The following is a 16,130-nucleotide window of genomic DNA, read 5'->3' as shown; positions in this document are numbered from 1 at the left end:
GTGTGCAGGCTGTCGCACCAATATAGTGCGGTTTTGTGAAGGTTGTTCAGGAAGTGATGGCTGGTGAAAAATTGTCTGGAGGAGCGGGGTCAATGTGGGAGCTGGCTTGCCTGCGATAGCGGTGGCACATTCACCATTGCTATCGCAGGCAAGCCAGCTCCCACAGTTTTGATTGGGTTTGCAGGCTTTAACCTTTGTAGATGCACAGCTCGGCGGTGGCGCGGATCATTGCCAGTTGGCGCAGCGGATCATTCAGCGGCTCATGCACGGCGGTGGCCAGCCACTGCGGGCATTGCGGGTCGGTGCGCTGCGGGGTGAAGTCGGCCAGTTGCTGCAGCAGGGTTTTTTGCAGTTGGTCCAGCCGTGGTCGGATCTGTTTTACCAAGTCCGGGCGCGGGTCGTCCGGGGCTTTGCCCTGGAACTGCCAGTCGGACAGGTGGGTGTACTGCACCAGCTTATTGGCCTCGATCTGCGCCGAGAAAAACTGCTCGGCGGCAGAAGGGTCGAGTTTGTAGTTGGGCGCTTGGGCGGCGACGCTGGCGATCACCTCTTGTTCGCGCTTTTTGTCCTCTACGGGCTTGTGGCTGTCCCATTTGCTCAGGGCTACCTGATCGGCAATCTCCAGGCGCTCGGCGATGCTGTTGAGCAAAGGCTCCAGAGTGGGCGGCGCTGCGCTGGCACTGACGCTGACAAATAACAGAGCGAACACAAGTCGATGTTTCAAAGCGGATCTCCTGTGGGAGCTGGCTTGCCTGCGATGCGGGCAACTCGGGGCATCAGGTATACCCAGCGGATGCCATCGCAGGCAAGCCAGCTCCCACATTTTTAATCGGGTTGCAGGCCTGCAGTGGCGTCAGCCAGAGGCTACCTTAACTTGCGTGCTTGCCTACAGGTGCGCCAGAATCCGCCGGCTTGTACGGCTGGCTTGTCGTCTCTAAGGTTGCTCGGTCGCTGCTCATCAGCGATCAGGTTTAGTAGCCTGGATTCGAATTGTAGGCCGTGCATTCTCCATCAATCAGATTTCCCAAATCTGTGCTTGATGGTGGCTGTGCGCAGGGCATCCTCGGATGCGCCGGGCTTCTACATTCACCGGTCTACTAACCTGCGCACAGCCGCCACCCTTTCGTTTAGTAGCGAAGCGAAGGCGGCCTCATTAGAGGAATGTAGAAAATGTTCAAGGCAACGCCAAATCCACCGCCATCCGTTATCGCCATCGACCCTGGCAGCGACGACGAATCCCTGCTGATCAACAGCTTCGAAGCCTTCTCCTCGGTCAGCACCTTGTTGCTTGATTTGTCCGAGGCGCTGGAAGGCAAACACCGCGATACCGTCCTGGCCATTCACCAGCTCAGCGCCCTCGGCACCTTGATGGTGGGCAACATGCTCGACCGCCACGCCCCGGCTCGCTAAACGCCAGGCAAAAAAAAGACCTCCCGAAGGAGGTCTTTTTCGTTACGCCGCGTTAAGCAGCGCTACCGGATCAGCAGCTGTAGTACAGCTCGTATTCCAGTGGGTGTACGAAGGTGCGTACTTTGATTTCTTCTTCGCTTTTCAGCTCGATGTAGGCATCGATGAAGTCGTCGCTGAATACGCCGCCTTTGGTCAGGAACGCACGGCCCTTGTCCAGCTCTTCCAGGGCTTCTTTCAGGCTGCCGCACACTTGTGGGATCTCTTTGGCCTCTTCAGGCGGCAGGTCGTACAAGTTTTTGTCGGCGGCGTCGCCTGGGTGGATCTTGTTCTGGATACCGTCCAGGCCAGCCATTACCAGCGCAGCGAAGGCCAGGTATGGGTTAGCTGCCGGGTCCGGGAAGCGCGCTTCGATACGGCGAGCGCGAGGGCTGGACACGTAAGGAATACGGATCGAAGCGGAACGGTTACGCGCCGAGTAGGCCAGCATTACCGGTGCTTCGAAACCTGGCACCAGACGCTTGTAGGAGTTGGTCGACGGGTTGGTGAAGCCGTTCAGGGCCTTACCGTGCTTGATGATACCGCCGATGAAGTACAGGGCAGTGTCGGACAGGCCGGCATAACCTTCGCCAGCGAAGGTGTTCTTGCCATCTTTGGCGATGGACAGGTGAACGTGCATACCCGAACCGTTATCGCCGTACAGTGGCTTAGGCATGAAGGTAGCGGTACGGCCGTAGGCATCAGCCACGTTGTGTACGCAGTACTTCAGGGTCTGAACTTCGTCAGCCTTGGCTACCAGGGTGTTGAACTTCACGCCGATTTCGTTCTGGCCGGCAGTCGCCACTTCGTGGTGGTGAACTTCGATGACCAGGCCCATCTCTTCCATGGCGTTGCACATGGAGGTACGGATTTCGTGGTCGTGGTCGAACGGCGGAACCGGGAAGTAACCACCTTTGATACCTGGACGGTGGCCTTTGTTGCCGCCTTCGATGTCCTGGTCAGACATCCACGAACCTTGTTCGGAGAAGATCTTGAACATGGAACCGGAGATGTCGGACTTGAACTTGACCGAATCAAAGATGAAGAACTCTGGCTCCGGGCCTACGAATACGGTGTCGCCGATACCGGTCGACTTCAGGTATTCCTCAGCGCGCTTGGCGATCGCACGTGGGTCGCGGTCGTAGCCTTGCATGGTCGAAGGCTCGATCACGTCGCAGACGATGATCAGGGTTGGGTCTTCGGTGAACGGGTCGAGTACGGCAGTGCTGTCGTCCGGCATCAGGATCATGTCGGAAGCTTCGATGCCTTTCCAGCCGGCAATGGAGGAACCGTCGAACATTTTGCCTTCTTCGAAGAACGCATCATCCAGCGCGTCGCGAGCCGGCATGGTCACGTGGTGCTGAGTACCTTTAGTGTCCGTGAAGCGCAGATCAATCCATTTAACGTCATGATCTTTGATGAGTTGAACCGACTTCGACATGGTGTCCTCCGGGTGGCTTCGGGCTGGGGTAGTGGAGTTAGCCCTTAGAATGTGGGTGATGCCGGCGCGAATACTCGACCAAGGCAACCTGCCTCACAAGAGAGCAAATTGCATGCCAGTGCGCCAACATGGCCTTTTTGCCTCAAAATGGCCCCTATAACGGTGCAATCCGCTGAAGCGGAATAAATAACGCACTGCAATGTAGCGTTAATTTGCGCAAATGACCCGTTTTGGTGCGCTGCATCTGAGATGCATATTAACTGGTTAAACCTTGAGCGATTTCCGCTATAATCCGCGCCCCCCTTTTTCAGCAGGCCCGGCGCGCGCTGTTTCCATGAAATTAATCGTAAAAGTCTTCCCCGAGATCACCATCAAAAGCCGACCGGTACGGACGCGTTTCATCCGTCAGTTGGCCAAGAACATCCGTGCCGTGCTCCGAGACCTGGACCCGGCTGTGGTGGTGAACGGCGTGTGGGACAACCTCGAGCTGGAAACCCGCATTACCGACGCCAAAGCCTTGAAGGACATGACCGAGCGCCTGAGCTGCATGCCGGGCATCGCGCATTTCCTGCAGGTCGATGAGTACCCGTTGGGCGACTTCGACGACATCACCGAAAAGTGCAAGCAGCACTACGGCGAGTCGCTTGAAGGCAAGATCTTTTCGGTGCGCTGCAAGCGCGCCGGCAAGCACACCTTCAGCTCCATGGATGTAGAGAAATACGTCGGCAGCAAGCTGCGTCGCGAGTGCGGCGCCGCCGGAATTTCCCTCAAAGCGCCGCAAATTGAAGTGCGCATGGAAATTCGCGACCAACGGTTGTTTGTGATCCACAGCCAGCACAACAGTATCGGCGGCTACCCGCTGGGCGCACTGGAACAGACCCTGGTACTCATGTCCGGCGGTTTCGATTCCACGGTGGCGGCCTACCAGATCATGCGTCGCGGCCTGATGAGCCACTTCTGCTTCTTTAACCTGGGCGGGCGTGCACACGAATTGGGCGTGATGGAAGTCGCGCACTTTATCTGGAAGAAGTACGGCAGCTCCCAACGCGTGCTATTTGTAAGCGTGCCGTTCGAGGAAGTGCTGGGCGAAATTCTCGGCAAAGTCGATAACAGTCATATGGGCGTAGTATTGAAGCGTATGATGTTGCGCGCTGCGTCGCGAATCGCCGATCAGTTGCAGATCGACGCGTTGGTGACCGGTGAAGCGATCTCCCAGGTGTCCAGCCAGACGCTGCCCAACCTGTCGCTGATTGATTGCGTCACCGAGAAGCTGGTCTTGCGCCCGCTGATCGCCAGCCACAAACAGGACATCATCGACCTGGCAGAAGAAATCGGCACGGCCGACTTTGCCAAGCACATGCCTGAATATTGCGGGGTCATTTCGGTGAACCCCAAGACCCACGCCAAGCGCAACCGCGTGGAGTATGAAGAACAACAGTTTGATATGGCGATTCTGGAGCGTGCGCTCGAGAACGCCAAACTGGTCCCGATCGATCGTGTTATCGATGAATTGGGCCAGGATGTGCAAATCGAAGAAGTCAGCGAAGCCCTGGCCGGCCAGATCGTCGTCGACATCCGTCACCCGGATGCCGCCGAGGATGAGCCGCTGGAAATCGCTGGCATCGACGTGCAAGCGCTGCCGTTCTACGCATTGAACGCGCGCTTCAAGGAACTGGATAACAGCCGTCAGTACCTGCTGTATTGCGACAAAGGCGTGATGAGTCGCCTGCATGCCCACCATTTGCTCAGTGAGGGGTATGCCAATGTGCGCGTTTATCGACCGAGCTAAGAGCCCGGGGCTGTTTGCCTGTGGCCTGCGTCACCGGCCCCCCGACTCTGCCGTCAAGCTGTAACGGCAAGGCCTGACTCTACTGTTAATCGCTGCCACGACCTGTCAGCACACCGAATCCTCTGATCGAGATACACAAGTGATCGAAAATCTACGTAACATCGCCATCATTGCTCACGTTGACCATGGTAAAACCACCCTGGTAGACAAACTCCTGCGTCAATCCGGCACCCTGGAGCGCAACGAGCTCAACGACGAGCGCGTGATGGACTCCAACGACCAGGAAAAAGAGCGCGGTATTACCATCCTGGCTAAAAACACCGCTATCAACTGGAACGGCTACCACATCAACATCGTGGACACCCCGGGCCACGCCGACTTCGGCGGCGAAGTAGAACGCGTAATGTCGATGGTTGACTCCGTTCTGCTGCTGGTTGACGCTCAAGACGGCCCTATGCCGCAAACTCGTTTCGTGACCAAGAAGGCTTTCGAAGCCGGCCTGCGTCCGATCGTGTGCATCAACAAGGTTGACCGTCCAGGCGCGCGTCCGGACTGGGTTCTGGACCAGATCTTCGACCTGTTCGACAACCTGGGTGCTACCGAAGAACAGCTGGACTTCAAAGTGGTCTACGCCTCGGCCCTGAACGGTATTGCCGGTCTGGAACACACCGACATGGCTGAAGACATGACCCCGCTGTACCAGTCGATCGTCGACAACGTACCGGCACCAAAAGTTGACCGTGAAGGCCCGTTCCAGATGCAAATCTCGGCACTGGACTACAACAGCTTCCTGGGTGTTATCGGTGTTGGCCGTATCGCGCGTGGTAGCGTCAAGCCGAACACTCCGGTTGTCGCCATCGGCGCCGACGGCAAAAAGCGTAACGGTCGTATCCTGAAGCTGATGGGTCACCACGGCCTGCACCGCATCGACGTTGAAGAAGCTTTCGCCGGCGACATCGTGTGCGTGAGCGGTATGGACTCGCTGTTCATCTCCGACACCCTGTGCCAGCCAGACAACGTTGAGGCGATGAAGCCTCTGACCGTTGACGAGCCAACCGTTTCCATGACCTTCCAGGTAAACGACTCGCCTTTCTGCGGTAAAGAAGGCAAGTTCGTGACTTCCCGTAACATCAAGGAACGTCTGGACAAAGAGCTGCTGTACAACGTTGCACTGCGCGTTGAAGAAGGCGACTCGGCTGACAAGTTCAAGGTTTCCGGCCGTGGTGAGCTGCACCTCTCGGTACTGATCGAAACCATGCGTCGCGAAGGCTTCGAAATGGGCGTTGGTCGTCCAGAAGTGATCATCCGTCAGGTTGACGGCGTGAAGCAGGAACCGTTCGAAAACGTGACCATCGACACCCCTGAAGAATCCCAGGGCAAGGTCATGGAAGAGATGGGCCTGCGTAAGGGCGACCTGACCAACATGGTGCCGGATGGCAAAGGCCGTGTACGTCTGGAATACAACATCCCTGCGCGTGGTCTGATCGGTTTCCGTAACCAGTTCCTGACCCTGACCAACGGTGCTGGCATCCTGACCTCGATCTTCGATCGCTACGACACCATGAAGTCCGGCGACATGTCCGGCCGTCAGAACGGTGTTCTGGTATCGGTAGAAACCGGCAAGGCGCTGACCTACTCCCTGGAAACTCTGCAGGCGCGTGGCAAGCTGTTCGTTGAACACGGTCAAGAGATCTACAACGGTCAGATCGTTGGTCTGAACAGCCGTGACAACGACATGGGCGTTAACCCAACCAAAGGCAAGAAGCTCGACAACATGCGTGCTTCGGGCAAAGACGAAACCATCGCTCTGGTCCCACCTGTTCGCTTCACCCTGGAACAGGCCCTGGAATTCATCCAGGACGACGAGCTGTGCGAAGTTACGCCTAAGTCGATCCGCCTGCGTAAGAAGATCCTGGACGAAGGCGAGCGTACCCGCGCTGCCAAGAAAGCCAAGAACTGAGTTAACTCAGGCTGAATGAAAAACGCCCCCGGTCGAAAGGCCGGGGGCGTTTTTTTATGCCTGATCGTTCCCACGCTCTGCGTGGGAATGCCGCTTGGGACGCTCCGCGTCCCGCTTTTAAGGGCGGACGCAGAGCGTCCAGGGCTGCATTCCCACGCGGAGCGTGGGAACGATCATCATGATCATCAGAACTTGTCGAGAGTCCGGAAATTGGTCTCGCGCACCACTTCCTTCGGCTTATACGCACAATACCCCGGCCGCGGCCCGATTTTCGGATGGTTGCGGCAGGTATCCGGGCGCTTGTCATAAATAGTGCAGAAGCGCGTCTTACGATCCAGGTACAGGCAGTCGTTATTGCTCATGCGCTGCAGGGTGAAAATTTCGGATTTGGAATTGTAGCGCTCGACGATGCCTTCCTTCTGCAAACGCTTGGCGATGTTCTTCGGCGGGTCGCCGCGCTCGAACTCATCGACGATGCCAATGCGGATCAGGTCCTTGATCTTCACCTCGACCGGCAGCGTGCAGCAGCTGGACACGCAGCCACCGCACATGTGGGCGGAATATTTCTGCCAGGTCTCGAGACGGTCGAGTTCAGCGGCGGCGATCAGTTGAGGCTTCATCAAGGTTCCAAGGTGGGGCTGTATCCGGGCGCGCGATCATACCGGGATTGGTGGTTTTTTGAACAATATTTTGCAGATTTCATCTCCAACGGTGCAGGGGAGAAAAGCAGGCACGGCCCCTGCATCAATTTCCAGCAATGGTGAATGAGTTAAAAAACTGCCGAACCAGCACGTCTACCGTCTGTCAGACCGACTAGGCTCTAGCAACTCCTTCAATCTCGCCCGAGGTCGCACCGATGTCTCAGGAACCGCTTGCACGAGAAGCAGAGGTAGCCGCATTCCGCGATGCTGTCTTGACCAAACTTACCTACGCGGTGGGCAAGGACCCGGATCACGCCTTCGACCACGACTGGTTCGAAGCCATTGCACTGGCCGCCCGCGACCAGATGGTCGACCACTGGATGAACCACACGCGGCGCATCTACCGCAAAGGCCAGAAGCGGGTGTATTACCTCTCGCTGGAGTTCCTGATCGGCCGTTTGCTCTACGACAGCCTTAGCAACCTCGGCGTGTTGGAGATTGCCCGCGAAGCCCTGTCCGAACTGGGCGTGGACCTGGAGCGCATCCGCCTGCTGGAGCCCGACGCGGCGCTCGGCAACGGTGGCCTGGGCCGCCTGGCCGCGTGCTTTATGGAAAGCATGTCGACCCTGGGCATTGCCGGCCACGGCTATGGCATCCGCTATGAACACGGCCTGTTTCGCCAGGCGATTGTCGACGGCTGGCAGCAGGAACAGACCGAACGTTGGCTGGATTTCGGCAACCCGTGGGAGTTCGAGCGGGCCGAGGTGATTTACCCGATCGGCTTTGGCGGCAGCGTCGAAACCCTGGCGGATGCCTCCGGCAAGATGATCCAGGTATGGACGCCCAACGAAACAGTTCGCGCGGTGGCGTACGACACGCCGGTAGTCGGCTGGCGCGGCGCCAGCGTCAACACCTTGCGCCTGTGGCGTGCCCGAGCGGTAGAAGACCTGCACCTGGAACGCTTCAACGCCGGTGACCACTTGGGCGCCGTCGCCGAAGTGGCTCGCGCCGAAAGCATCTCCCGAGTGCTTTACCCGGCCGACAGCACCGAAGCGGGGCAGGAATTGCGTCTGCGCCAGGAATACTTCTTTGTTTCGGCCTCGCTGCAAGACCTGCTGCGCCGCCACAAGAACATGCACGGCTCGGTACTCAGCCTGGGTGAACACGCCGCGATCCAGCTCAACGACACCCACCCGTCCATCGCCGTGGCTGAGTTGATGCGCCAACTGGTCGACCTGCATGACATCCCGTGGGAAGCCGCGTGGGATGTCACCGTCGAAACCCTTTCCTACACCAACCACACCTTGTTGCCCGAGGCGTTGGAAACCTGGCCTGTCGGTTTGATGGAACGCATGCTGCCTCGGCATATGCAGATCATCTACCTGATCAATGCCCAGCACATCGACTCACTGCGCGCCAAGGGCATCCACGATTTCGACGTATTGCGCGCCGTGTCCCTGATCGAAGAAGACAACGGCCGCCGCGTGCGCATGGGTAACCTGGCGTTCCTTGGCTCCCATAGCGTTAACGGTGTGTCCGGTTTGCACACCCAACTGATGCGCAGCACGGTGTTCTCCGAACTGCACAAGCTGTACCCGGAGCGCATCAACAACAAAACCAACGGCATCACCTTCCGCCGCTGGCTGTACCAGGCCAACCCCAAGCTCACCGAGATGCTGGTGGAGGCTCTGGGGCCGGACATCCTCGACACCATGGAAACCCGCCTGACGGAGCTGGAGACCTTCGCCGAGAAGCAGGTTTTCCGCAAAGCCTTCGCCGAACAGCGCCTGCACAGCAAGAGGGCACTGGCCGAGATCATCCACGAGCGCCTGGGCATTTCGGTGAACCCGGCGGCGATGTTCGACGTGCAGGTCAAGCGGATTCACGAATACAAACGCCAGTTGCTGAACCTGCTGCACACCGTGGCCTTGTACCAGGCAATCCGCGCCGAGCCAGGCACCGATTGGGTGCCGCGCGTGAAAATCTTCGCGGGCAAGGCGGCGGCCAGCTATCACCAGGCCAAGTTGATCATCAAGCTGACCAACGACATCGCCCGCACCGTGAACAACGACCCGACCGTGCGCGGCTTGCTCAAGGTGGTGTTCCTGCCCAACTACAACGTCAGCCTGGCGGAAAGCATCATCCCGGCGGCGGACTTGTCCGAGCAGATTTCCACGGCCGGTTTTGAAGCCTCTGGCACCAGCAACATGAAGTTCGGCCTCAATGGCGCGCTGACCATCGGCACCATGGACGGCGCCAACGTGGAGATGCACGAGCGCGTGGGCGCCGAGCATATGTTTATCTTCGGCCTCAGCGCCGAACAAGTGGAAGCCCGCAAGCACGCCGGTGAATTCCACGCCGGGCCGGATGTGGCAGCCTCCCATCGTCTCAACGATGTGTTGCAAGCGATCCGTGGCGGGGTGTTCTCGCCGGATGATCCGGGCCGCTATGTGGGCTTGATCGACGGGTTGATCGACTACGACCGTTTCCTGGTGTGCGCCGACTTTGACGCCTACTGGGACGCCCAGGCGCGGGTCGAAGCGCATTGGCACGATTCCAAGGCCTGGTGGCGTTCGGCTGTGCTCAATACGGCGCGCATGGGCTGGTTCAGCTCGGACCGCACCATCCGCGAATACGCCACCGAGATCTGGAAAGCCCTCGACTAAACACCGCAGGCCTCCAAGTGGTAGCAGGCCTCTGTGGCGAGGGAGCTTGCTCCCGTTCGGTTGCGTAGCAGCCGCCGGCTATTGCGGGCGCTTCGCACCCGAACGGGAGCAAGCTCCCTCGCCACAAAAGCAGCTCCCACATTAGCTTTGCGTCGATATACTAGGCCTCGGTTTGCCCGCCTCGGGCTGCTTAGGGATATCGACCATGCAATGGATTTTCATGCTGATTGGCCTGGTGCTCGGCTGGACACTCGATGAGTCGTTCACCGATGCCGGCTTCGGTGCGCTATTGGGCTTGGGCATTGGTCAGGCGATTCGCCTGTCGAGGCTGTCCGCCCAGGCAGACCAGCAAGCGCTTCAGTTAGAGACCACGCAGAAGGCATTGATAGCCCTGGGTGAGCGCCTGCGGCAACTGGAAGTGCCCGCGCCTACAAACAGCGTGATTGTCGAAGCCCCCATCCCTGAACCTGCACCTGCCGTTGCCAAGCCCGAACTTGTTTGGGAGCTGCCCACCGAACTGGCGCCCGTCGCCGTGATGGCCGAGGCGAGACAGCCACTGCCGGAGGACGTCTGGACCCCAGCACCAAAACCGAAAGAACCTGCCATCCCCCGTGGCCCCAACCTGATCGAGCGCGCCATCGGCGGCGCCCGTAATTGGCTGTTCGGCGGCAACACCGTGCTGCGCGTTGGCGTGGTGCTGCTGTTCCTTGGCCTGGCCTTCTTGCTGCGTTATGCCACCGAAGGCGTGGTGGTGCCGATTGAACTGCGTTACGCCGGGGTTGCCGCTGCCGCCATCGGCCTGCTGGGCCTGGGTTGGTGGTTACGGCTGCGCAACAGCAATTACGGGCTGATGCTGCAGGGTACCGGGATTGCCGTGTTGTACCTGACGGTGTTTGCTGCGATGCGCCTGCACCCGTTGATCGACCCAGGCGCGGCACTCGGCCTGCTGGTGGCGGTCACGGTGTTCTCGGCCATCCTGGCGATCACCCAGGATGCCCTCGGCCTGGCCTGCGCAGCGGCGCTGGGTGGGTTTGCCGCGCCGATTCTGACCTCAACCGGCGCCGGTAATCATGTGGCGCTGTTCAGTTACTTTGCATTGCTCAACGCCGGCATTCTGGCCATCGCGTGGTTCAAGGCCTGGCGTCTGCTCAACCTGATCGGGTTTGTCGGCACCTTCGGCATAGGCTTCGCCTGGGGCATGCGCTCCTACACACCGGAACTGCTGTGGAGCACCGAGCCGTTCCTGATCCTGTTTTTCCTGATGTACCTGGCCATCGGCCTGTTGTTCGCCCGCCGCAAGCTGCAAGAAGTGGGCGATGCGCCTGAAGGCCGTGAGGCACTGCTGCGCTGGTCGGCGGCCAAGGGTGATTATGTTGATGGCAGCATGCTGTTCGGCCCGCCGTTGGTAGGCTTTGGCTTGCAGTTCGCCGTGGTGCAGCACCTGGAGTTTGCCGCCGCGTTCAGTGCACTCGGTTTAGGCCTTATCTACATGGGCTTGGCGCGGATGCTGAGTGGCGGGCGCGCCTTGCTGCTGGCCGAAACTTGCCTGGCGCTGGGCGTGATCTTTGCCAGCCTGGCGATTCCGCTGGGCCTCGACGCGCGCTGGACGGCGGCGGCCTGGGCAGTGGAGGGCGCCGGGATCTTCTGGCTTGGCTTGCGTCAGCAGCGGCCGTTGGCTCGTGCGTTTGGCCTGTTGTTACAGTTGGGGTCAGCGCTGGCGTTCCTCAGCGAACTGCGCGTTGGCGAGTTGACCTTGCTCAACGGTGCACCACTGGGCGCGCTGTTGCTGGGCGCGGCCCTGTTGTTCAGCTTCGATCAGTTGCGCAAGGCATCGACCGAACAAGCGGCGCAATGGGAGCGCACCGGTCTGCCCGTGCTGGCGAGCCTGGGATTGACCTTTTTGTACCTGCTTGCACCCTTGTTGTTGCTGACCCAAGGCACCGGCATCAGTTGGGCAATCGCCGGGCTGCTGACGCTGTTTGTCGGCCTGCGCATTGGCTCGCGCACCTTCCTGTTCACTGCCTTTGCTGTGCAATTGCTCGGTGGGGTGTTGTTCCTCCTGCGCTTGCAGGGCGGTGATGGGGCCGCGGTATTCAGTGCCGGTTGGACCGGCTTGTTGACCGCCTCGCTGATCGGCCTGGCGTTGGTCGGCGGCATGCTGATGGCGGCGCGCGATGACATGGTGCGCAGCGATGTGCGGCTACTGCGCGGCTTGTCGGTGGTGCTGCTCGCGGGTCTGGTGCTGATCAACCTTGCGGTGCTGTTTGTGCTGCCATGGGAAAGCGCCAGCGGCGTGTGGGCGGCCAGTGGCTTGCTGATCATCTGGTTGAGCCTGTACCTGCAACAACGCGTGAGTTTCGTGTTTGGTTTGCTGCTGCAACTGATCGGTGGTGCTTCGTTCTTGTTGGCGGTGCCGCAGTTGCTCGGGCCGTTGAACAGCGAGGGCTTGCGGCCCTTGGCGCACAGCGCTTTCTGGACGCCGATGGTGCTGGGCCTGGCGGCAATGGTGGGCGCCTGGCGCTTGCAACGTGAGCCGCAGGCGCCGGTGTTTGCCGTGTTGAAATTGCAACGCCTGTCCGACCTGCTGCTGGTGTGGGGCGCGGCCTGGTGGGCATTGGCGTTGATCGGCGAAGTGCTGCGGTTTATCCCGCAAGCGCTGCAAGGCGCATTTTTGCTTGGCATCGCTGCGGTGAGCGTGGCGATCTGGGCGCTGTTGGCCGCACGTTTACGCTGGGCATCTCTGGGCATGCTGTGCGCCTTGCTGATGCCGGCGGCGGGCGTGGTGTTGCTGGTGTCTGCCCATGATTACTATCACCCGGCAGCGCATTACGGCTGGCTGGCGTGGTTGGCGGTGTTTGTGGTGCATTTTATCGCGCTGCGCCGTTTGGCGGCGGTGGTGCCGGGCAAGGTATTGAGCATCGCTCATGTGTTCGGCTGCTGGATGTTGATCGGTGTGTTGGCGCTGGAGCTGCGTTACGGCCTGTTGCTGCTGTCGAGTGAGTACAACGCCTGGCGTTGGCTGGGTTGGGCGATTCTGCCAAGCCTGTACCTGGTGCTGGCGGCGGCACCGCGCAGTTGGCCGTGGCCGGTGTCGGCAAACCCGCGTGAATACCGTGTGCTGGCCGCGTTGCCGCTGGCGGTATTGATGCTCGGCTGGTTCTGGTTGGCGAACATCTTCAGCGACGGCACGGCGAAACCACTGCCGTACGTGCCATTGCTCAACCCGTTGGACGTGGGCCTGCTGTTCGCATTGCTGGGTATTTACCTGTGGTCGCGCAGCGTGGCGCCGCAGCGCGGGCCGCGTGCTGAACTGATCGCCCAAGGTGTCGCAGGTGCTTCGCTGTTTGCCTTCTTCACGGCCTTGGTGATGCGCACCGCCCACCATTGGGCGGGCGTGCCGTTCCAACTGGATGCCTTGCTGGCGTCCATGTGGGTGCAGGCTGGCCTGTCGCTGGTCTGGACCCTGATCGCCCTGGGCCTGATGATCGGCGGCCACCTGCGCCATCGTCGCGAAGTGTGGCTGATCGGCGCGGCGTTGATTGCGGTGGTGGTCGCCAAGCTGTTCTTTGTCGAGCTGAGCAACCGTGGCGGGCTGGCGCGGATCGTATCGTTTATTGGTGTGGGCGGGCTGTTGCTGGTGGTGGGTTACTTCGCACCGCTGCCGCCCAAACGCGCCGAGCCGGTGTTGGAAACTGAAGGAGCATCCTCTTGATCGGTAAGTTGAGCGTGATCGCGTTGGGCATGTGTTCGACGTTGTCGGCGTGGGCGCAAGAAACGCCCGCCGACTTCACCACACAGGTGCCGTTGGCGGTAAGTGGCAACGGGCCTTGGTATCGCCTGGAGTTGCCGCTGTCGGTGCAATTGAGCGCGCGCCAGGCGGATCTTGGTGATGTGCGCGTGTTCAACGCCGCCGGCGAGCCCCAGGCTTACGCGTTGTCGCGCCAATCAGCGCAACGCACCGAAAGCCGCACGGTCGCCGACGTGAAGTGGTTCCCGTTGTACGCCGCCGACACCCGCCAAAGTGTGCCGGACGTGGTGATGAAATCCACCGCCGAAGGCACGCTGCTGGAAGTGCGCCCGTCCAAGGCCGGCAAACAGGTGCTGCGTGGCTGGGTACTGGACGCCAGCGCGATCAAGGCGCCGCTGCAGCAACTGAGCCTGGACTGGAGTCGCGAACAGGATGGCTTCCAGCGTTTCAGCATTGAAGCCAGCGATGACCTGCAGCACTGGGAACCCTGGGGCGATGGCCAGGTGGCGCGCCTATCGTTTGCCGATGAGCGGGTTGAGCAACATGACGTGAGCCTGCCGGGGCAATCGGCGCGTTACCTGCGTCTGCTGTGGCAAGGCCAGGCCGCGCCGACGCTGACCTCGGCCAAGCTTGTGAGCGCCACCAGCAGCAGCCTGCCAATGCCCTTGGTGTGGTCGCAGCCGTTGGCGGGTACGCGGCTCAAGGCGGGTGAATACAGCTGGCAGTTGCCGACGGGGCTGCATGTGGAGCGCTTGCGCGTCGAGCTCAAGCAGCCCAACACGCTGGCGCCCGTGACGTTGGCGGGGCGGCGGGAAGCCAATCAAGCCTGGCAGCCTTTGAGCAATGGCTTGTTGTATCGCCTGGCCCAGAACGGCCAGGACGTGGTGCAGGATGAATTGCAATTGCCAGGCGTGGCCGTGGGCGAACTCAAGTTGCAGGTGGACGAGCGCGGCGGCGGCCTGGGCGTGGAAGCGCCGGCATTGCGTTTTGCTGTGCGCGCCACGCAGTTGGTGTTCCTGGCGCGGGGCGAGCCGCCGTTTACCCTGGCGTTGGGCAACCCGTCGGTAAAGGCCGCTAACTTGCCGCTGTCGACGCTGATTCCCGACTACAGCGCCGAGCGTATCAAGACCTTGGGGCAGGCCACGGTCACAGGCGACGTGACGGTCAAATCGCCTGTGATTGCCGTTTCACCCGAAGCGGGCACCGACTGGAAGAAACTCGGCCTGTGGGCCGTGCTCCTGCTGGGTGTAGCGGCGCTAGGGGCGATGGCCTACAGTTTGTTGCGTGCACCGGCGGCCAAGCCGTGAACTCTATTGGGGTTAAATCCTCTGATTAGAGGAAATAACCCTCGACTCGCGTTAAACTGCGCGGGTTTTTAAGCCCCCCATTTTCCGGAGCCTTCCATGTCCCGCGTTACCCTGAGTCGCTATTTGATCGAGCAGACCCGCAGCAACAACACGCCTGCCGATCTGCGCTTCCTTATCGAAGTGGTGGCGCGTGCTTGCAAGGAAATCAGCCACGCCGTGTCCAAAGGCGCACTGGGTGGTGTTCTGGGCAGCATGGGCACTGAAAACGTCCAAGGCGAAGTGCAGAAGAAGCTCGACGTGATTTCCAACGAAATCCTGCTCGAAGCCAACGAATGGGGTGGCCACCTGGCCGGCATGGCGTCCGAAGAAATGGACAATGCCTACCAGATCCCGGGCAAATACCCGAAAGGCGCGTACCTGCTGGTGTTCGACCCACTCGACGGCTCGTCCAACATCGACATCAACGCACCGGTCGGCACTATCTTCTCGGTACTGCGTTGCCCTAACGAATACCTGAGCCAGAACGAAGCCCTGAACGAAAAGGCCTTCCTGCAGCCAGGCACCGAACAGGTTGCTGCCGGTTACGCCATCTACGGCCCGCAGACCATGCTGGTGCTGACCCTGGGTGACGGCGTCAAAGGCTTTACCCTGGACCGCGAAATGGGCAGCTTCGTACTGACCCACGAAGACATCACCATTCCTGCTTCCACCCAGGAATTTGCGATCAACATGTCCAACCAGCGTCACTGGGAAGAGCCTGTGACCCGCTACGTGGGCGAGTTGATGGCCGGCGAAGAAGGCCCGTTGAAGAAGAACTTCAACATGCGCTGGGTCGCTGCGATGGTTGCCGACGTGCACCGCATCCTGACCCGTGGTGGCCTGTTCATGTACCCACGTGACAGCCGAGAACCTTCCAAACCGGGCAAGCTGCGCTTGATGTACGAAGCCAACCCGATGTCGTTCCTGGTTGAGCAAGCAGGCGGCGCGTCCACTGACGGCCACCAGCGCATCCTCGACATCCAGCCGGAAGGCCTGCACCAGCGTGTGGCAGTGTTCCTGGGCTCGAAGGAAGAAGTTGAGCGTGTGACGGCTTATCACAAGAAGTAAACCTCTGTGGCGAGAGGGAGTGAGT

General features: G+C 60.1%; 10 protein-coding genes. 7 read left to right on the top strand and 3 right to left on the bottom strand.

The annotated features are described in order from the left end of the window. Positions 1-187: 187 nt before the first annotated feature. Positions 188-823 (bottom strand): chorismate mutase, encoded by a 636-nt coding sequence (locus tag GIW48_RS28935; RefSeq protein WP_419789498.1) that lies wholly within the window; start codon positions 821-823, stop codon positions 188-190. Between the two features lie 347 nt (positions 824-1,170). On the opposite strand from GIW48_RS28935, the gene GIW48_RS28930 reads away from it, so the two are divergent. Further along, a complete protein-coding gene (locus GIW48_RS28930; RefSeq protein ID WP_236462891.1) occupies positions 1,171-1,410 on the top strand; it encodes a DUF6124 family protein in 240 nt (79 codons plus the stop codon). A 70-nt stretch (positions 1,411-1,480) separates the two neighbouring features. Here the strand turns inward: GIW48_RS28930 and glnA are convergent, their stop codons facing one another. After that, entirely contained in the window at positions 1,481-2,887 is a 1,407-nt protein-coding gene (gene glnA, locus GIW48_RS28925; RefSeq protein WP_017138628.1) for a glutamate--ammonia ligase, read from the bottom strand. A gap of 334 nt (positions 2,888-3,221) precedes the next feature. On the opposite strand from glnA, the gene thiI reads away from it, so the two are divergent. Further along, complete coding sequence (gene thiI, locus GIW48_RS28920) at positions 3,222-4,676, top strand: tRNA uracil 4-sulfurtransferase ThiI (protein ID WP_065930794.1); 1,455 nt, start codon at positions 3,222-3,224, stop codon at positions 4,674-4,676. 139 nt (positions 4,677-4,815) lie between these two features. After that, on the top strand, positions 4,816-6,636 hold the full coding sequence (gene typA / locus GIW48_RS28915; protein ID WP_003217997.1) for a translational GTPase TypA: 1,821 nt from the start codon (positions 4,816-4,818) through the stop codon (positions 6,634-6,636). Between the two features lie 185 nt (positions 6,637-6,821). Here typA and GIW48_RS28910 read toward each other — a convergent pair whose 3' ends face one another. Further along, positions 6,822-7,256 carry a YkgJ family cysteine cluster protein gene (locus GIW48_RS28910; RefSeq protein ID WP_053253906.1) on the bottom strand — a complete coding sequence of 145 codons (435 nt, stop codon included), beginning with the start codon at positions 7,254-7,256 and terminating at the stop codon, positions 6,822-6,824. Positions 7,257-7,492: 236 nt separating this feature from the next. On the opposite strand from GIW48_RS28910, the gene GIW48_RS28905 reads away from it, so the two are divergent. The 4 genes from GIW48_RS28905 to GIW48_RS28890 all read left to right on the top strand — a co-directional run bounded on the left by GIW48_RS28905 (position 7,493) and on the right by GIW48_RS28890 (position 16,105). Then, the gene (locus GIW48_RS28905) at positions 7,493-9,943 is read left to right on the top strand and encodes a glycogen/starch/alpha-glucan phosphorylase (RefSeq protein ID WP_017138624.1); all 2,451 of its coding nucleotides are present in this window, start codon (positions 7,493-7,495) and stop codon (positions 9,941-9,943) included. A gap of 205 nt (positions 9,944-10,148) precedes the next feature. After that, entirely contained in the window at positions 10,149-13,655 is a 3,507-nt protein-coding gene (locus GIW48_RS28900; RefSeq protein ID WP_236463010.1) for a DUF2339 domain-containing protein, read from the top strand. Further along, entirely contained in the window at positions 13,655-14,998 is a 1,344-nt protein-coding gene (locus tag GIW48_RS28895; protein ID WP_026013807.1) for a DUF3999 family protein, read from the top strand. The genes GIW48_RS28900 and GIW48_RS28895 overlap by 1 nt, the downstream gene beginning before the upstream one ends. Positions 14,999-15,094: 96 nt before the next feature. Beyond that, positions 15,095-16,105 (top strand): class 1 fructose-bisphosphatase, encoded by a 1,011-nt coding sequence (locus GIW48_RS28890; protein ID WP_003237460.1) that lies wholly within the window; start codon positions 15,095-15,097, stop codon positions 16,103-16,105. Positions 16,106-16,130 lie beyond the last annotated feature (25 nt).

This window comes from Pseudomonas sp. PA-6-3C (genome assembly GCF_021605825.1).
GTDB lineage: Bacteria > Pseudomonadota > Gammaproteobacteria > Pseudomonadales > Pseudomonadaceae > Aquipseudomonas > Aquipseudomonas edaphica.
This window is presented reverse-complemented; position numbering and strand designations above follow the sequence as displayed.